Genomic DNA, 18,098 nt, shown 5'->3' with positions numbered 1-18,098 from the left:
TTGTTTATGACAGAGTACTGGATTCCGTTAATTGTTGTTGCCACCGCCAGGCATCCCGCAGCGATTCGCCCAGCGAACGCGCGGTTGTCCAGTTAAGCACCTGCTTCGACTTGGTCACATCGGCATATACCTGCTCGACATCGCCCGGCCGGCGCGGGCCGATCGAATAATTGAGCGTAACGCCCGTTTCGGCTTCAAACGTTTTAATCACGTTCAGCACCGTTTCGCCCCGGCCCGTGCCAATGTTGATCACATCGTAACAGGCATCGGCGTTGGTTTCGTTGAGCACGCGCAGCGCCTGTACGTGGGCATCGGCCAGATCGACTACGTGGATGTAGTCACGGATGCACGTACCATCGGGCGTGTCGTAATCGTTACCGTAGACCGTCAGGCTGTTGCGGATACCGGCTGCTGTTTGCGTGATAAACGGGACCAGGTTGGCCGGCACGCCCAGCGGTAGTTCGCCAATCTGGGCCGAGGGGTGCGCACCAATGGGGTTGAAGTAGCGCAGGGCCATGGCCTTGATGGGAACCAGTGCCCGCACAGCGTCGCGCAGGATATCTTCGCCGATGGCCTTGGTGTTGCCGTAGGGCGACTCCGCGGGCCGGCGGGGTGTTTCTTCGGTAACCGGCAGTTGCTCGGGTTGTCCGTATACCGTGCACGACGAGGAGAAGACCAGGTTGTGGACCTTGTGTTCGGTCATCAGTTCGATCAGCAGCAGCAGCGAATCGAGGTTGTTGCGGTAGTATTTAAGGGGCTGCGATACCGATTCGCCCACCGCTTTGTGGGCGGCAAAGTGAATGACGCCAATGAGCGGTTCCTGCCTGAAAATAGTATCCATCGCAGTCCGGTCGTTGCAGTCGGCCTCGTAAAAGGTTACGTCGCGGCCCAGAATGGTACGCAGTCCGGTCAGTACCGATGCCTGCGAATTAGCGAAGTTGTCGACGATAACTGGCTCAAAGCCAGCTTCGACCAGCGAAACAACCGTGTGAGAGCCAATAAAGCCGGCTCCGCCAGTGACCAGAATCTTGGGTGAATTACCTGTAGATGTCAAGCTGATTTCAACTAAAAATTTGTTAATATTTCAGGAAGCCACCCCTGCGAACCGGACAAAAGTAGTACATTCAGGATGTTTCCGAAAAGAGTTTTTACAGTACGGCCCAACGGCGAGGTAGCGAAATGCGATGAACGACAACGAATTAAAGGCACTCATCTCCCTGCTGGACGACGAAGATCAGGAAGTCGTTGAGCATGTCGAGCAACGAATCAGGCAGATTGGCGGCCCCATGATCCCACTCCTGGAAACCGAGTGGGAGGGGAGTTTCAACCCCGATCTGCAGAAACGAATCGAAGAACTTATTCACAATCTACAGTACGAGTCGGTGATCGACCGGATGCGGGACTGGAAAAACGGGGGCGGCATGGATTTGCTCGAAGGCCTCTGGATTGTAGCAACGTACCAGTATCCCGATCTCTCGCTCGACAAGCTGCGGCAGGAAGTCGAACAGCTGTATTACGACGTGTGGGTCGATTTTAAGGACGAGATGCACCCCGACGAGCGCATCAAGGCCATGAATAATGCGTTTTTTACAAAGCTCAAGTTCGCGCCCAACACCAAGCATTTTCATTCGCCGACCAACTCGATGATCAATCAGGTGCTGGAGTCGCGCCGGGGCAACCCGATCACGCTCTGCGTACTCTACATGCTGATTGCCAATCGGCTGCATCTGCCCGTCTACGGTGTCAACCTGCCCAACCTGTTTGTGCTAACGTATAAAGACAACAGTGGGGTGCAGTTCTACATTAATGTCTTCAACCGGGGACTTATTTTCTCGCGGAAAGATATCGACCAGTACATCGACCAGCTGAATCTCAAACAGCTGAGCACCTTCTATCAGCCCTGCACCAATGCCGATATTGTTCGGCGGGTGCTGCGCAACCTGGTGCTGGCGTTCGAAAAAATCGGCGATATGGACCGCGTTCAGGAAGTCGAGCGCATTCTGGAGACCGTGCGCGACGAAGGCGACGGCCTGCCCCTGTCCGACTATACGCAGCGGTAGCCGGTAGCCAGTCCATAAACCACCCATTAGGCGGGGTATCCGATCGTCCGGCGGGCTGTCGATACCCCGCCGGCATTATGGGGGCTAGTAAGCCACCGCCAGCAGGCCTGGCCCGATCCGGAAGCAATCGATGGTTAGCGTTTCGGTATGGTCGGGCAGCCGGACATGGCCCGTCAGCTGCGTGGCATCATCGGCAAAGGGGTCGATATGGAGGTGCTCACGAAACGTAAGCTGCCGCTTCCCATACAGTTTATACAGACTTTCTTTGGCACACCAGTACACGGCCAGCCGGCTGGGCTGCCCGGCCGCATGACTGATTTCGCCGGGCGACAGAATGCGCGGCACTACTCGCTGAAACTGGTCGCGGATGGGCTCAATGTCGATGCCGACCGGCCGCGACTGGTGGAGCACGGCCGCAGCCCAGCCTCCCGTGTGCGAGATCGAAATAAACCAGGGCAGGTCGCGGAGGTGGGGCTTGCCGTATTCGTCTTTATACAGGCCGGTATAGACCCCGCCCTGTGCTTCGACCAGCCGGCGCACGGCCACCCGGCAGGCCAGCCATTCGGTGCGCTGGGCCGGATGCCGGATCAGCGCCAGATCGGCCAGTTCGGCATCGGTCAGCGGTATGCCGGCCCGTAGCGTGGCTTCATCGGCTTCGATGGGTAATAGCAGGGCCGTACAGTCGGCATTGATGGGTAATTGGTGGCTCACATCCCAAAAGTCGACAGTGGCCGGTGAAAAAGAAAGCGAACCGGGGGCAGATAAAGGCGGGGCCGGCGGCAGCGCGGGTAGCCGGCGGCATCACTTTGTTTGCGACCTTTGCCCGGTGATAGTAACGAAACTCGATACGTTTGGCGGGCACCGCGACTGCGTGTATGCGCTGGCCGCCGGAGCCAGCCGGCCCGACCAGGCCGACGCCGGTACGTTTTATTCGGCCGGGGGCGATGGGTTGGTCGTACGCTGGCAGCTGGGCCGCCCCGACCTGGGCGAACTCATTGCGCAGGTGCCGGCCTCCGTATACGCGCTGGCCCGCCACCCCGAGAGTGGGCTGCTCTGGGTAGGGCAAAACTACGAAGGCCTTCACCTGATCGACCCGGTGCAGAAAACCGAAGTAGCCTCGCTCAAACTAACCTCGGCAGCTATTTTCGATATTGCCTTCCACAAAGACGATGCGTTTGTGGCGCTGGGCGATGGCGTGGTTGCCGTGGTCGACGTGGCCAGTCGGGCTGTACGCCGGCACCTGAAAGCTACCGATCAGTCGGCGCGGAGTCTGGCGGTCAACCCGGTCGAGCGTGAACTGGCGGTTGGCTACAGCGACAACACGGTTCGTATATTCGATCTCAACACACTGACGCTGAACCGGGTGATTCCGGCCCACACCAACTCCGTTTTCACGCTTGTATACTCGCCCGATTTTCGGTATCTGCTGACCGGGAGCCGCGATGCCCACCTGAAAGTCTGGGACGTGGAGCAGGGCTATGCGCTGCATACCGATGTGGTGGCCCACCTCTTCACGATCAACCGTATCGCCTACAGTCCCGATGGCCGGCTCTTTGCCACGGCCAGTATGGATAAGGCGGTAAAGATCTGGGACGCCGAAACCTTTCGGCTGCTGAAGGTCGTTGACCGGGCGCGTCACGCCGGACACGGCACATCGGTCAATACGCTGTTGTGGCCGTCCGGTCCGGATATCGTGGTATCGGCGAGCGACGACCGCACCATTTCGGTCTGGCAGATCCGCTGAAACGATACGGAGTGACCAGAAACGTAGATTAACTGCCTAATTTTTGTTAAATCGGCAGAATGCCCGTTATTTCACCCTAAACCAACGAACGGGCTTTTCCCAAACTGTTTGCGCACCCATGAAAATTACTCCGATAGAAATCCGGCAGCATACGTTTGAAAAAGCGATGCGCGGCTATAAACCCGAAGACGTCGATGCGTTTCTGATCTCGCTGTCTCAGGAATGGGAGCGGGTGAACATGGACTTCAAAATGCTGAAAATGCAGCTTGAGATTGCCGAGAAAGAACTGGGTAAGCTCAAGGAGGTGGAAATGACGCTCTTCCGGACCCTGAAAACCGCTGAGGATACCAGTAATCAGATCACCGATCAGGCAAACAAGGCCGCCGATATTTACCTGACCGAAGCGAAGCAGAAAGCCGACGATCTGCTGGCTGATGCTCGCAAACGGTCGACACTGATGGTGCAGGATGCCGAAAACCAGGCCCGGTACCTCAAAGACAATATCCTGAACGACCTGAAATCACTCGAACACGATTTCAAGGCGCTTGAACAGTATAAAGAAAATCTGGGGGTGCAGATTCGCGATCTGGCCGGCAAAGCAATCGATAGTGTCGATCGGTTCGAGAAGAAATTTGCCCGGCAGAATCTCCTGGGCAAGATCGACGAGGTAGCGACCCAGATCACCGATGAGCTGAAGCAGGCCGATGCGGCCAAAAAGCCCGACTATGAAGCCGCTTCCGGCACGGAGGCAGCCATGACTCCTGTCGCGCCAACCTCCGCCGACGCAGTACCGGCTGATACGGCGCCAGCCGAAACAGTATCGGCTGAGCCGGCCCCGGTCGAAGCTGAGCCGGCCCCTGCGCCGGTAGCCGACCATACGCCCGCGCCGGAGCTGCCCCCGCTCATCGAACGTGAAGCGTCGATTCCGGAAGCAATTCCGGTTCACACAATCGATGTGCCGGCCCCGGCTCCCGAGCCTGCTGAACCCGTTGCCCAAACACCGGCCGAACCACACACACCCGTGTCGACACTGGCTGAAACGATGACAGCCGCGCCTGAACCGGCTCCGGCCCCAACGCCCCAGCCCGTCGGCCCTCCCGAAGAGACTCAGCCCAAACGGGGTGGCTCATTTTTCGACCAGATTTAGCCCCGAACGATTGCAACCGGCAGGCTTCGGCCTGCCCTCACCTACATGGGAACAATTACCCTCGAAGGGCTGGAATTTTTCTCGTACCACGGCTATTACGACGAGGAACAGAAAATTGGCAACAAGTACTCGGTCGATATTGTGGTGACCGCTGATTTTCAGGAAGCGGCCCAGCGCGACCGCCTGAGCGCAACGGTCAACTACGAGCACCTGTATCAGATCACGACGGAGGTTATGAAACAACCTGCCCGCCTGCTCGAACATCTGGCCCATGGCATTATTCAGGGCATCCGGGCACAGTATCCCGATCTGATCGCGGTGGAGGTAAGCGTTTCAAAATTCAATCCGCCCATTGGCGGGGTTTGCCACCGGGCCCGCATTACCCTGAAGGGGTAAGGTAAACAAAAACGATCGACGGCGTAATCGGAAAGCGGAGCCTGAGCACCGCGTCTGACTACGCCGTCGATCGTTTTTTGTATGCAGGCTTGTTTTAAACGGCCTGCTGCAGGCCGGCAAACGAGATACCCATGTGTGAGGCATCGTAGACGCACTCGCCATTGCGAATCAGCAGTACCTGTGGCGACTCATGAGCCACACCGAACTCGCGCTCGATCTGGCTGGAGATGGGGCGGTTGGCCAGCAGATCAAGGTAGTAGGGTTTGACCCCCAGCTGATCACTCCAGTTTCGCTCCATGCGGCTCAGCGCCATAGCACTGATCGAGCAGGTCGTACTGTGTTTAAAGATCAAAATCGGTTGTTTGGCCGATTCTGCCTTTATCTCGTCGAGTTGAGTATCACTGACTAACTTAGTCCAATTCATGATGTTGCTGCAAAAAGCTGTTGCTTAACAAGTATTTTCGGGCGCAAAAAGTTCGTTTACCGGCTGGGGTCGTAGCGTAGCTTCCCGGCCATCTCATGCGAGATCGATTCGGCGTAAGCCCCGTAGGCATCGACCAGAATACCCTTGTGCCCATCGCGGCTTTCAACGGCATACAGCACGCTCTCATCGTCGGGATCGGTCATACCCTCGAACCGGAAAACCTGCACAATGTCAAAGTCGGCGGGGTGCAGCTGTACGTTGTCGTGGGGTCGGTGCAGGTGGTCGTCTTTCAGGTTATAGTCGTGGGTGTAGCCATCCCGGCGCAGGGCGTCGATGGCTTCGGTCAGGGTATCGAAGGTTGGCATGCGTCGTGAGTTTGGTTGTGAGTCCGTAGTTTTGTCTGTATAACCAACCACCCATGGGCTTGTTTGCACACTTGTACAATGCCGGAATCGGCGCTTACCCCTGGGTAGTACGGCTGGCGTCGACCGTTAACCGCAAGGCCCGGCTCTGGTATGCGGGGCAGCAGGGCGTGGTCGACCGGTTGCTGGCAGTGCCCATACTACAGCCCGGCCAGCATCCTGACCGGCCGTTGGCCTGGTTCCATGCGGCTTCGCTGGGCGAGTTCGAACAGGGCCGGCCCGTAATCGAAGCTTTCCGGCAGCACTACCCGCACTACCGCATCCTGCTCACGTTCTTCTCCCCCTCGGGCTACGAAGTGCGTAAAGACTACGACGGCGTTGATTATGTCGACTACCTGCCCGTCGATACGCCGGCCAACGCCCGCCGGCTGGTGAAGGGGCTGCAACCCGCCATCGCGTTCTTCATCAAATACGAGTTCTGGGCTAACTACCTGCGCGAGCTGAAGGCTGCCGGCGCGGTGGTAATCTCGTTTTCGGCCATTTTCAGGCCCGATCAGTTGTTTTTTAAGCCCTACGGCGGTTTCTACCGGCAGATGCTTCACCAGTTCGACCAGTTGCTGGTGCAGAATCAGGAATCGGTCGATCTGCTGGCGTCGATAGACGTCAGGCAGGTGCGGCTGGGTGGCGATACGCGCTTCGACCGGGTAGCGCAGACAGCCGCGACCATCCGCACCATTCCGGTTGCCGCGTCGTTTCGGCGCCAGGCCGACGGGACATCGGCACCTGTGCTGGTGGTGGGCAGCGCCTGGCAGTCGGATATGGATGTGCTGTTACCTTTTTTAAACCAGTTCGATCGGCCCCTGAAAGTTATTATTGCCCCGCACGAAATTCACAGCGATGAACTGACGCGCTGGCAACAGCAGCTCCGCCGGCCATCCATACGTTATTCGGAGGCTGGCACCGGTAGCCCCGATCGGCTGGCCGAAGCCGCGGTGCTGTTCATCGACAATATCGGCATGCTCTCGTCGCTCTATCAGTACGGTACGTTTGCCTACATCGGCGGGGCGTTCCGCGAAGGACTGCACAACATTCTGGAAGCGGCCACCTTCGGGATGCCCATCTTTTTCGGACCCGTTTACGACAAGTATCAGGAAGCCGTGGAGCTGGTTGCCGAGGGGGGCGCTTTCCCAATCAGTAGTACGGCCGACCTGCTGGCTGCGTTTGGCCGGCAGTATGCCGATCATGCCAGCGCGGATCAGATCACCCGGTCGTACGTGCTGCGGAACGTCGGCGCCACGGCTGCGGTTATGGACGTTGTAACGCAGTTGCTGGGCATTCCGCCAACGCCGGCCGACGCCCCCTGAGGCCTGTGCTCATTCACTTTTTTTACCCAAAAACCCCTTGCAAACCGGCTTAATACTCCGTTCGACTGGCTCCTGGTATGACATTCGCAATGCGGACGGCCACATCTATCAGGGCCGTCTGAAAGGCAAATTCAAGATCAAAGGGCTGAAAGTAACCAACCCCATTGCCGTGGGCGACCGGGTGCGGTTCGATGTTGAGGACGAGGTGGAAAATACCGCGATCATCACCGATATCGAACCGCGCGAGAACTATATCATGCGGCAGTCGGTCCATAAAACGGCGCACGGCCACATGCTGGCCGCCAACCTCGATCAGGCGGTGTTGCTGGCCACGCTGGCCATGCCCCGTACATCGACGGGCTTCATCGACCGGTTTCTGGTTTCGGCCGAATCGTTTCGCATTCCGACCACGGTTGTATTCAACAAAGCCGACATTCTGACGGAGGATGGGCTGGCTTTTCAGCAGAAAATCATCGAACTGTACGAATCGATTGGCTATCCCTGTCTGGTTACGTCGGCGACCGAAGGGGTGGGGGTCGATGCGTTCCGGGCGCTGCTCGATGGCAAGGTAACGCTGCTGGCCGGCCACTCGGGCGTGGGAAAATCGTCGCTGGTCAATGCGATTGCGCCGGGGCTTAACCTCCGCACCAACGAAGTGTCGTCGTTTGCCAACAAGGGCGTGCATACCACTACGTTTGCGGAGATGTTCGAGCTGGCGCCCGATACCTTTATCATCGATACGCCGGGCATCAAAGAGCTGGGGCTGATGGATACGTCGCGAACCGAAATCGGCCACTACTTTCCCGAAATGCGCGAGCGCCTGAACCAGTGCCGCTACAACAACTGCCTGCACATCAATGAGCCGGGCTGCGCCGTAAAAGACGCCGTGGCCGAGGGCGACATTGCCGAAAGCCGCTACATGAGCTACCTCAGTATGATGGAGGGGGGCGACAACCGCAAATAACCCAGCCGGGTTGGGGTCTGTTGCTACAGCATACGGCCCCAACCCGGAGAAGGCTTAGTTGGTCATGGCGGCCAGCAGATCGGCCTGGGTAATAATGTGCACCTGTTCGCGTTCGTCGCGCACGAGCAGCGCCTTGTTGTCGCGGTCGATCAGCGACGACAGGGCATCGATGGTATTGTCGAGGCCGACAAATTTGAACGGCTTGTCCATCACTTCCCGCACCGGGTGGTCTTTCACGGTCGGATCGTCGATCAGGCGGTTCAACACGGTAGAGTCGGTCAGGCTGCCCACAATGTGGCCGTCTTCGTCGGTTACGGGAATCTGCGAAATGCCGTAGCGGTTCAGCACCTGAATGGCCTGGCTAATCGACACGCCCGACCCGATGGTGGTGAGCTGGTCGCCCGATTCGTCGCGGCCGCCCTTGTGCCGGATAATATCGCGGGCCGTTTTAAAAGCCCGGTCTTCCAGAAAGCCGTGGTCTTTCATCCAGGTGTCGTTGTAGATTTTGGCCAGGTAGCGTGTCCCGTGGTCGGGCAGCAGAATCACCATCACATCGCTGTCGGTGAGGTTGGCTTTGGCCCATTCGAGAGCACCATGCACGGCCGTACCGCACGACCAGCCCACAAACAGCCCTTCCTCGCGCGACAGTCGCCGGGCCATGATGGCGGCATCCTTATCGGTTACTTTCAGGATATGGTCGATCACGTCGAAGTTGACGTTTTGCGGCAGGATGTCTTCACCGATGCCTTCGGTCAGGTAGGGGTAAATCTCGCCCGGATCGAAGATGCCCGTCTCCTTGTATTTTTTGAACACCGACCCGTAGGTATCGAGCCCGACGGTAACGATGTTGGGGTTCTGCTCTTTCAGGAATTTCGACGTACCGCTGATGGTACCCCCCGTGCCGACACTGGCGGCATAATGGGTAATCTGGCCGTCGGTGTCGCGCCAGATTTCGGGGCCGGTCGTATCGTAGTGGGCCGCCGTGTTGGATGGGTTGTCGTACTGGTTGGGATAGAGCGAGTTCGGAATGTCGCGGTTGAGCTTGCGGGCTACCGAGTAGTATGAGCGCGGATCGTCGGGAGCCACGTTGGTGGGGCATACCACCACTTCGGCACCGACAGCCCGCAGAATATCGATTTTCTCTTTTGACTGCTTATCGGCCATCGTGAAGATACACTTGTAGCCTTTGGCGATGGCTGCGAGGGCCAGGCCAAAGCCCGTGTTGCCGCTCGTTCCCTCGATGATGGTACCACCCGGCCGGATCGTGCCGGCTTTTTCGGCGTCTTCGATCATTCGGATGGCGATGCGGTCTTTTACCGAGTTGCCGGGGTTGAAGTATTCGACCTTGGCCAGGATGGTGCCGGGAATGCCTTTGGTCACGCTATTGAGCTTGACGAGGGGCGTGTTGCCGATGGTATCGACAATAGAGGAGTAATAGTTCATGGATGAGGTGGTTTGTCGTACGCTTCCAGAAACGCAACGACCTGTTGATGGAAGTGTTTGAAACTACGCGACTGCCGGGCGAGCTCATCAAAATCTGCTTTCATCGCAGCTTCGCGGGCTATTTTTTCAATTTGTTGACGGTCTTGGCGTTGCCCGTAGACTTTACGTTTTGTTTCGACTTTAGGTATTGATTCGAGACTATTTGCTGTCGCGTTCTGCTGAACGTAATGAATCCAACAGTCAATCGCCTGAATGGGTGCGTACAGAATTATTTTGTTTTCGTATAGCTTGTATGCCCTACCCATGGCATCCTGCAACTGTTTAAGCCGCTGCGTATGGTATTCCTGATTATCGGTAAAATCGGTCGTGTCTAAATCGATACCCGCTATGAACAGATCGCACGGATATTTCTTATCGGCGAATGATTGCACGCAATAGGTTGCGGCCTCCTGCAAGACTTTTGAAACGCTTGGGTTTTTAGAAATGGCAAGCTGAATTTTTGTTCTGACTGGTTGTAGGTCGCCAATTTGTTTCGCTATCCAGTCGATATAAGCCGGGATAAACTGGTATTCAGCAAATCCTTCGGCGATTAGGGTATACCGTAGCGTCTTGCTCATAAAATTGCCGGAACTCCTCCTAGCAGTCCATAAAGCCAGTTCTCGCTTAGATTCGAAGTTAAGTCAACCGGGTCGAGGTCTAATTCTCCGTTACGTGCGTTGGTAGGATCAATGATATCGCGCTGTAAATTCTTTACATACGTAGCCCCGTCGTCATCTTTATCGAAAACAAAGACAGCTTCCGGGCGGGTAGCAAATTCATCCAACACATGTTCATTATGCGTAGTCAGAATAACCTGTACATCTTTCTCCTCGGCCAGACGGAAAATGAAATCCATTACTTCCCGAATGCGTCGGGGGTGAATGCCTTTTTCAGGTTCTTCCAACAAAAGTAATTTCGGTGGATTTGGCTGGTTGATGATGCACAACAGCGCCACAAAATACAATACACCTTCTGATACTTCACTAGCCCAGAAGTCATTATCATCTTTATCGAAGAATTTTAGACGTAGCTTATTTTCACCGTTGCTCTCTACCGAAGGTGTTCCAATACTGACTATGTCGCCAACAGATTTATGGAGATTGTTTTCTAATTCCCTGAAAACGCGCTTATAGTTTTGGCTTAGATTGAATATGAAGGGAATAATATTCCCACAATCGGCTTCTAGAATTTCCTCTGAACTTAGTTTGTGCGGTTTGGTGATTAACTCTGGATTTGGTTTATATATTTTTAGATAACCTAATAGATTCTTTAACGTGTGTTCGTTTAGGCGGGTAGTTTGGTTAGAAGGTAAATAGTCGAAACTACTCATCGAGCTCCCCCAAATATGTGGATTAATTTGATCTCGGTTGAATTCAATAGCCACGTGTTCCATATGGTTAATTGCTATGAATTCAGATGTGGGCTCGATGGTCAGGTGGATGAATGCTAGACTGTTGGTTTCTGATCTGAAGATAAGTCGTGAAGCAGCTTCGGGGAGTGTCTTCTTTTCGACAGCCCAGTCAAACATTTCCAGCGCCTTCAGAAAATTTGTCTTGCCCGAGTTATTTGGGCCAATCAGCAGATTGACCCGCTGGAGGTCAAGGGTGACAGCCTTCAGGCTTTTGAAATTCTGGATCGAAACGCGCTTGAGCATAACCGGGGCAGTTGACTGGCCCTAAGTTAGCTATTTCCCCATTTGCACCGCCCGCATCAGCAGGGTGTTGTCGGGATCGAGCACAACGGTGGTGGGCGCGCTGCCGGCGGGCACCGTGAACGTCTGGGATTTGCCCGACAGCAGCAGTTTGGGCGACCGCCCCGTTTCCTGACTGCCGTTGCGCAGGCTCACCACAAGCGGCAGGCTGTATTGCCCCACGCGCTGGGTCTGCCGCACCTCGATTTCCACCACCCGTTTGGCTGCGTCGTACCGCCAGCCCCACACCAGTTCCGGATAGCCCGGCTGCGTGAGCCACTGGCTGAAGAACGAATCCAGTTTTTTGCCCGATACCTGCTCCATGATCGCCTGCAGGCTGGCGGTGGTGGCGTTGGCGTTCCGGTGGGCTGCGTAGTAGGCCCGGATACCCTTCCAGAACAGATCGTCGCCCAGTTCGCTGCGCAGCATATGCAGTACCCAACCGCCTTTCTGATAAGCAAAGGGGTTGAGCAGCTCGGTCAGGTTGGCGGCCGACGAGTCGATGATGGTGGCGCGGGGTTTCAGCGCTGCGTAGCGAAATACCTGCTCCCGGTTCTGGTTCAGCACGGCGTTGAGCGTATCGCGGCCGTAGGCGTGTTCGAGATAGAGTGCCGAAAAATAGGTAGCAAAGCCTTCGCTCAGCCACAGCTGCGACCAGTCTGACTCGGTAGCCGAATTGCCAAACCACTGGTGCGCAATTTCGTGCGCCAGCAGGGCCTCCACATCCGAGTTTTTCTGGCCCACAATAATGCGCTCGTTGTAGAAAATGCAGCTGGCATTCTCCATCCCGCCAAATACCGTAGTCGACTCCACGTTGGCGAGTTTTTCGTAGGCATACGGGCCAATATGGTCGTTGAAATACTGCAGGATCTCGCGGGCGGGGCGGTAGTCGATAAAGCCTTTCTGGCTGTCGCGGGGGTAGAGCCAGCTCTGCACCGGTACCCCGGCCACCGTGCCTACCTCCTCGACGGCAAAGCGGGCCGCACCAATCACCATCACCTTGGTCGGGATGGGGGTGTTTTCCTGCCAGCGCGTCAGCTTTCGATTGCCGGCAACGGGCGTTTCGCTCACGAATTTTCCGTTGGCAATGACGCGGTAAGCCGCCGGCGCGTTGACAGTGAAGGAGCAGGTTGCCTTATCGGACGGGTGATCCACAACGGGCAGATAGTTGCGGGCGTTGTTGGGCCAGTTGTCGCCGAAGAACGTGCGCTCACCAAATTTGTTGTGGCTAATGATGAGCCCCCGGGCGGGCACACCGCTGTAGCGGATCACCACGTCGGTGGGTTGCCGCGGAGCCGCCGGCAGGTTGATGAACACCCGATCGTTGCGCTGGCTGAACGGAACGGCCTTGCCATCGGGTAGGGTCACGCGCTGCACCCGCATGCCGGTAGCCTCCGCCGAAGCCGAATCGGCTTTGGCACTGATCAGATCGAACCAGACCGACTGCCGGTCGTCGGCCCGCACAAAGCGAATGCGGGTTTCGCCGGCGATGCGGTTGGTGGAGTCGCTGAGGGTAAGCGAAAAATCGTAGTGCTGCACATCGACACCGGGCTGGGTATAGCGGGCCAGATAACCGGCCGCCAGTTGCGCGTGGGCCTGAATGGACAGGAAAAAGAGAACTAGAAAAGCAGACGTTGAGCGAAACAGAATCATTAATCTTCGGCTAGCGTACGGGAAATATTCATGCGGTAAACCCCGATGGCGGGGAGGGCGGCAGCCAGCAGGCCAACCAGAATGGCCACGCCCAGCAGGGCCCACTCTTCGGGCAGGATGCCGAAAGCGGCCAGGTTATAGTGGTAATCGTTGGAGACGCTGCTCGAAAAGAGCCACAAGCCTACCCGACTCAGCACGATGCCCAGCACGAAGCCGATCAGGGCCAGCACCAGGCCTTCGAGCAACAGCATGCCAAACAGCTGGGCCCGCGTGGCACCCATCGACAGCATCAGGGCCATTTCGTAGCGCCGTTCCTTGAGCGAGTTGTAGAGCGATACGAATACGCTGATGCCCGAAATCAGCATAATCACGATGGCCAGCCCACGTAACGTTTCGACACCCACGCCGAGCAGCGAGAACAGGCGGTTGATTTCGATGTTGGGCAAAGCGGCCTGCAGTTTGGAGTTGGTGTTGATCCCCCGGGCCAGCATCATGCCCAGCGGGTTGCGGAACTTGATGAGCATGCTCGTGATTTCGCGCGGGGCTTCGGGTTCGCCTTCGTCGGCGTGGGCGTCGCCGGCCTCGTGCCCCTCGTGTTCGTCGTGGTGCTCATGAATGGCCCAGATACTCGACAGGGGCGTCAGAATGAGCTGATCGGCCACGGTGTTGGTGGTGTTTAGTACGCCCACGACTTTGTATTTCCGGTCGGCATGCACCTCGCCTTCTGCATCCAGTCCGTGCGAGCCCGCGAAGGTATCGCCCGGTTTCAGGCCCGTCACGGCCGCTACACGGGGACCGATCACCACATCGAGATCCTGGCTGAACAGCTGCCCCTGCGCCACCGTAGCCCCGAAGTGGTCGAGGTATTTTTTGTTAGTGCCCACGATGCGGAACGACTGGTAGTTGTCGCCGATCGAGAGCGGAATGGCCGACTTGATCATCGGGTTCTGCGTCAGCCGCTGGGCTTCGTCGAGCGGAATGTTGCCCGTGGGGGCGTCGATCTGGTAGATGCTCGACAGAATCAGCTGCAGCGGACTGCCTTTGGCCCCCAGCACCATGTCGATTCCCTTGATGTTGCGCCGGAACTGATCGTCGAGCTGCTTGTTGAGCAGCAGCAGCAGCGAGATAATCGTGATGCCAAACGTCATCAGCAGGCCGCTCAGAAAACTGCTGAGGGGCTTGTCTTTCAGGTTACTCCAACTGATTCGGAACAGATTCATAGCCGTGGGCAGCGCGGGGGTGTCTGGAATATAAAAAAGAACCGTAGCCGGTCAAGGACCTAGGTCAGAGACAGGACAAAGTGATGGCTGGTAATATGGAAACGTTTGTTGAGGTAAAGCCGGTGTGCATCGTAACGGGCCGGGTTCTGGCCCGAGTCGAGCGTGACGTAGGCGCACTGGGCCTGCCGGGCCTGATCGACCACAAAATCGACCAGCTGCCCCGCGTAGCCGTTGCCCCGGGCCGCCGGCAACGTCGACAGGTCGTCGATGTAGAGCGTGCGGCCGCTGTGGAGCAGGTGCATGATGCGGTAGCCCATCACGGCAGGCGCTTCGGTGCCATCGCCGGGATCGACAAACGCCAGACTGAAGCGTTCGTGCGTTTGCTGGTACCGGATCTGTTCGAGCGCATCGGCGGGCGTGAGGTGCGGGCGCAGGGCGAGCAGGGCCGGCAGGCACTGCCGAATCTGCGCGTCGGTCTGGGCGATCCGGATCGTCATAGCTGGGCGCGGATATCGGCCAGCAGCGTGTCGCCCCCGCGGGTCAGAATACTTTCGGCCAGGGCGTGGCCGAGGGATTCGGCTTCGGCCGAGGGGCCCGCAAACTGGTCGTGCAGCCGGTTCTGTCCGTCGAGGCTAACCAGCCCCCCCGACAGCACGACCTGCGCATCGACCCACTGGGCCAGCGCAAACGACGGAATGCTGCACCCCCCTTCGAGCCGGGCCAGAAAGGCCCGTTCGGCCAGCAGGCAGGCTTCGGTCCGCTCGTGGTTGGTAAGCCGCCGGACCCGATCGCGTTTGGCCGGGTCGAGGCTGGTAGCGGCTTCGATGGCGATGCTGCCCTGCCCCACGGCGGGCGTGAAGTCGATCAGCGAGAGCCGCTCCACAATCAACTCGTCGTAGCCCATGCGGTGCACCCCGGCAAAGGCCAGCAGCAGGGCGTCGCACTGGCCCTCGTCGAGTTTGCGGATACGGGTCTGGAGATTGCCCCGCATATCGACCGTGGTGACGTGGGGGCAGAAATGCTTAAGCAGCGCCACCCGGCGGGTCGACGAGGTGCCGATGGTAAAGGGCTGACCGCTGCTGAGCGACAGGTCTTTGTTGCGACTGACCAGTACATCGTTGGGGGCTTCCCGCTCGGTAAACGCAATGATGTGCAGATCATCGGGCAGGGTCGAGGGCAGGTCTTTGGCGCTGTGCACGGCAATGTCGATGCTGCCGTCGCGGAGCTGATCTTCCAGTTCCTGCGTAAAGACGCCCTTGCTGCCAATCTTCGAGAGCGACCGGTCGAGCACCTGATCGCCTTTGGTTTCGATCAGCACCAGTTCCGAGGTCTGCCCGTCGGCCTGGAGCAGGCGCTGTATGTGTTCGGCCTGCCAGAGCGCCAGCCGACTGCTTCGTGTTCCGATTCTAATGTGCATGATAGCGCAAAGGTACGGTCTAAATCGGCGTCAAAACAGCCCGTTCTGGGTAGTCGCCAGCCGGCATAGGCTGTGGAATACCAACCACATTCTGGATACCCGATACCCGAAAAATTCTACAATCGGGGCGCGCGGGCTCATACCTGTTTTGGCGCGAAATGGCCCCTGAGCCGGCCAAAACGGCATATGTGCCCTGTATTTGGTGGTTTTTAGCTGTCAGAATGACGGGACTGGGCCGGCTTTTGGTTCAGGCACGAGGTTTGTTTATACACTAGTACTTGAACAGTAAACAACAACTCCTATGAAAGCGATCGAAAATGTATTTCAGGGGACGACCAGTCAGATCAATCTCCTCAACACACTTTACGGCGGATCGAGTCAGGCCGTGATGGATGTAGCGCAGGAAGATGATAATCTGGTGATCCAGCTGAAAGCGCCGGGGGTGCAGTCTGAAGCCTTCAACGTACTGGTCGAAGGCAATAAACTGGTGCTGTACACGCTGCTGGTTAGCAACGTCAGCCTCACCGATGAGCAGGAAGGTACAACGCAGCGGATGGCCGTTCCGATGTTTATGAAAGTGCTCGACATTCCGGCCTTTGTCGACGCCGATCAGATTGAAGCGACCTACCAGCATGGTCTGGTAACGGTGACGCTGCCCTTTAAAGACGAAGAGCACCTGCACCGCCGGATCGACATCAAGAATCTTTTTTAAACCTGTTTTCCCGTCCGGGACTGGCAACGGTCCTGTAGCCTATAGATGCGTACTGAGGTCGCTTCCACGGAAGCGGCCTTTTTTTATGCCCGGCCGGAGCGCGTGTGCCAGTCAGTCTATCTAATTGGCTGACAATCAGGAGTCGGAAAAATAGTAGAACTATTTAAAGAAGTTGTCGGCCGGGGGTTTTGGCAAGCGCTTGATTCCGTACAGGTTAGGCGCGCGGGTACGCATGGGCAGGTGTTATCGGGCCGGGATGGCCTTGTGATAGCGGCCACAAACCTTAAATTTGTCTACACGCTTATTCGATCTTCCCCGGGTGGGGCTGGTCTTACCACATATACGATCAAGACAAACCGCTTTATGACACAACAGGACGCGATCGAACCGATTCTTCAGGAAGATAAGGGACGTTTTGTGCTATTCCCGATCAAGCACTGGGACATCTGGGAGTATTACAAAACCCATGAAGCATCGTTCTGGACGGCCGAAGAGATTGACCTTGGGCAGGACATGAAAGACTGGAACAGCCTGAACGACGGCGAACGGCATTTTATCTCGCATGTGCTGGCCTTCTTCGCGGCTTCCGACGGGATCGTCAACGAAAACCTGGCGGTCAACTTTCTGTCGGAGGTGCAGTACGCCGAAGCGAAATGCTTTTATGGCTTTCAGGTGATGATGGAGAACATCCACTCCGAAACCTATTCGCTGCTGATCGATACCTACATCAAAGACGCGGCTGAGAAAGACCGGCTGCTCAACGCCATCGACACCATTCCGTGCGTGCAGAAAAAAGCCGAATGGGCGCTGCGCTGGATCGAGAACGGTACGTTTGCCGAGCGGCTCATTGCCTTCGCGGCCGTCGAAGGTATTTTCTTCTCGGGCTCGTTCTGCTCGATCTACTGGCTTAAAAAGCGCGGGCTCATGCCGGGCCTGACCTTCTCCAACGAGCTGATCTCGCGCGATGAAGGGCTGCACCGCGATTTCGCCTGTATGCTATATACCGATCACATTATCAACAAAATGCCCGAATCGGCGGTCTACGACATTATTCGCAATGCGGTCGAGATCGAACAGGAGTTTGTTGCCGACGCACTGCCGGTGTCGCTGATCGGCATGAACGCCGACCTGATGAAGCAGTACATTGCCTTCGTTGCCGATCACCTGCTGGTGACGCTGGGGCTGAAGAAAATCTATAACGTGACCAATCCCTTCGATTTCATGGATATGATCTCGTTGCAGGGTAAAACCAACTTCTTCGAGAAGCGGGTTGGCGAGTACCAGCGCGGTGAGGTGATGTCGAAATTCCGGGCCATGAAAGCCGCAGCCGAGAACCCGCAGGCCGAGGCATCGCAAACCGTTGTCAAGGAAGAACCTAAAGGTTTCGTGCTCGACGCTGACTTTTAGAATGCGTTAGTGCGTTGTTGTGTTTGCTCGTTATACAGTTTGAATGCTCACTTTGT

General features: G+C 56.9%; 19 protein-coding genes. 8 read left to right on the top strand and 11 right to left on the bottom strand.

The genetic code is table 11. From position 1 onward, the window contains the following. Nucleotides 1–4 precede the first annotated feature (4 nt). Nucleotides 5–1,054, bottom strand: a complete 1,050-nt coding sequence (gene galE / locus ACYVAC_RS20630; RefSeq protein ID WP_461099697.1) for a UDP-glucose 4-epimerase GalE — start codon at nt 1,052–1,054, stop codon at nt 5–7. 130 nt (nt 1,055–1,184) lie between these two features. On the opposite strand from galE, the gene ACYVAC_RS20625 reads away from it, so the two are divergent. Next, nucleotides 1,185–2,060, top strand: a complete 876-nt coding sequence (locus ACYVAC_RS20625) for a transglutaminase-like domain-containing protein (protein WP_461099696.1) — start codon at nt 1,185–1,187, stop codon at nt 2,058–2,060. An 84-nt stretch (nt 2,061–2,144) separates the two neighbouring features. On the opposite strand, the gene ACYVAC_RS20620 is transcribed toward ACYVAC_RS20625, so the two are convergent. Continuing rightward, a complete protein-coding gene (locus ACYVAC_RS20620; RefSeq protein WP_461099695.1) occupies nt 2,145–2,771 on the bottom strand; it encodes a 4'-phosphopantetheinyl transferase family protein in 627 nt (208 codons plus the stop codon). 115 nt (nt 2,772–2,886) lie between these two features. On the opposite strand from ACYVAC_RS20620, the gene ACYVAC_RS20615 reads away from it, so the two are divergent. The 3 genes from ACYVAC_RS20615 to folB all read left to right on the top strand — a co-directional run bounded on the left by ACYVAC_RS20615 (nt 2,887) and on the right by folB (nt 5,347). Further along, complete coding sequence (locus ACYVAC_RS20615; protein ID WP_461099694.1) at nt 2,887–3,804, top strand: WD40 repeat domain-containing protein; 918 nt, start codon at nt 2,887–2,889, stop codon at nt 3,802–3,804. Between the two features lie 118 nt (nt 3,805–3,922). Continuing rightward, a complete protein-coding gene (locus ACYVAC_RS20610) occupies nt 3,923–4,951 on the top strand; it encodes a DivIVA domain-containing protein (RefSeq protein ID WP_461099693.1) in 1,029 nt (342 codons plus the stop codon). Nucleotides 4,952–4,996: 45 nt separating this feature from the next. After that, complete coding sequence (gene folB, locus ACYVAC_RS20605) at nt 4,997–5,347, top strand: dihydroneopterin aldolase (protein WP_461099692.1); 351 nt, start codon at nt 4,997–4,999, stop codon at nt 5,345–5,347. 94 nt (nt 5,348–5,441) lie between these two features. Here folB and ytxJ read toward each other — a convergent pair whose 3' ends face one another. After that, on the bottom strand, nt 5,442–5,771 hold the full coding sequence (ytxJ, locus tag ACYVAC_RS20600) for a bacillithiol system redox-active protein YtxJ (RefSeq protein WP_461099691.1): 330 nt from the start codon (nt 5,769–5,771) through the stop codon (nt 5,442–5,444). 56 nt (nt 5,772–5,827) lie between these two features. Further along, the gene (locus tag ACYVAC_RS20595) at nt 5,828–6,136 is read right to left on the bottom strand and encodes a phosphoribosylpyrophosphate synthetase (RefSeq protein WP_461099690.1); all 309 of its coding nucleotides are present in this window, start codon (nt 6,134–6,136) and stop codon (nt 5,828–5,830) included. A 59-nt stretch (nt 6,137–6,195) separates the two neighbouring features. On the opposite strand from ACYVAC_RS20595, the gene ACYVAC_RS20590 reads away from it, so the two are divergent. Together ACYVAC_RS20590 and rsgA are read left to right on the top strand one after the other, a co-directional pair. Continuing rightward, nucleotides 6,196–7,497: a 3-deoxy-D-manno-octulosonic acid transferase gene (locus ACYVAC_RS20590; RefSeq protein ID WP_461100175.1), complete on the top strand. Its 1,302-nt coding sequence runs from the start codon at nt 6,196–6,198 to the stop codon at nt 7,495–7,497. A gap of 37 nt (nt 7,498–7,534) precedes the next feature. Next, nucleotides 7,535–8,461 (top strand): ribosome small subunit-dependent GTPase A, encoded by a 927-nt coding sequence (rsgA, locus tag ACYVAC_RS20585; RefSeq protein WP_461099689.1) that lies wholly within the window; start codon nt 7,535–7,537, stop codon nt 8,459–8,461. A gap of 54 nt (nt 8,462–8,515) precedes the next feature. On the opposite strand, the gene ACYVAC_RS20580 is transcribed toward rsgA, so the two are convergent. Genes ACYVAC_RS20580 through hemC form a run of 7 tightly spaced genes read right to left on the bottom strand, consistent with a single transcriptional unit; the run spans nt 8,516 to nt 15,923 of the window. After that, nucleotides 8,516–9,904, bottom strand: a complete 1,389-nt coding sequence (locus tag ACYVAC_RS20580; protein ID WP_461099688.1) for a cystathionine beta-synthase — start codon at nt 9,902–9,904, stop codon at nt 8,516–8,518. Continuing rightward, the gene (locus ACYVAC_RS20575; RefSeq protein ID WP_461099687.1) at nt 9,901–10,521 is read right to left on the bottom strand and encodes a hypothetical protein; all 621 of its coding nucleotides are present in this window, start codon (nt 10,519–10,521) and stop codon (nt 9,901–9,903) included. Before ACYVAC_RS20575 ends, ACYVAC_RS20580 begins: the two co-directional genes overlap by 4 nt. Beyond that, entirely contained in the window at nt 10,518–11,597 is a 1,080-nt protein-coding gene (locus tag ACYVAC_RS20570; RefSeq protein ID WP_461099686.1) for an AAA family ATPase, read from the bottom strand. The genes ACYVAC_RS20575 and ACYVAC_RS20570 overlap by 4 nt, the downstream gene beginning before the upstream one ends. A gap of 30 nt (nt 11,598–11,627) precedes the next feature. Then, entirely contained in the window at nt 11,628–13,286 is a 1,659-nt protein-coding gene (locus ACYVAC_RS20565) for a M1 family metallopeptidase (protein ID WP_461099685.1), read from the bottom strand. Beyond that, on the bottom strand, nt 13,286–14,506 hold the full coding sequence (locus ACYVAC_RS20560; RefSeq protein WP_461099684.1) for an ABC transporter permease: 1,221 nt from the start codon (nt 14,504–14,506) through the stop codon (nt 13,286–13,288). Before ACYVAC_RS20560 ends, ACYVAC_RS20565 begins: the two co-directional genes overlap by 1 nt. A 59-nt stretch (nt 14,507–14,565) precedes the next feature. After that, complete coding sequence (locus ACYVAC_RS20555) at nt 14,566–15,003, bottom strand: GNAT family N-acetyltransferase (RefSeq protein ID WP_461099683.1); 438 nt, start codon at nt 15,001–15,003, stop codon at nt 14,566–14,568. Further along, nucleotides 15,000–15,923 carry a hydroxymethylbilane synthase gene (hemC, locus tag ACYVAC_RS20550; RefSeq protein ID WP_461099682.1) on the bottom strand — a complete coding sequence of 308 codons (924 nt, stop codon included), beginning with the start codon at nt 15,921–15,923 and terminating at the stop codon, nt 15,000–15,002. Before hemC ends, ACYVAC_RS20555 begins: the two co-directional genes overlap by 4 nt. A gap of 301 nt (nt 15,924–16,224) precedes the next feature. Here hemC and ACYVAC_RS20545 point away from each other — a divergent pair, with 301 nt between their 5' ends. Then, nucleotides 16,225–16,635 (top strand): Hsp20/alpha crystallin family protein, encoded by a 411-nt coding sequence (locus tag ACYVAC_RS20545; RefSeq protein WP_461099681.1) that lies wholly within the window; start codon nt 16,225–16,227, stop codon nt 16,633–16,635. Between the two features lie 363 nt (nt 16,636–16,998). After that, nucleotides 16,999–18,042 carry a ribonucleotide-diphosphate reductase subunit beta gene (locus ACYVAC_RS20540; RefSeq protein WP_461099680.1) on the top strand — a complete coding sequence of 348 codons (1,044 nt, stop codon included), beginning with the start codon at nt 16,999–17,001 and terminating at the stop codon, nt 18,040–18,042. Nucleotides 18,043–18,098 lie beyond the last annotated feature (56 nt).

Source organism: Spirosoma luteolum (genome assembly GCF_054778875.1).
Note: the sequence above shows the minus strand (reverse complement) of the source record. Positions and strands in the feature narration are given on the sequence as shown.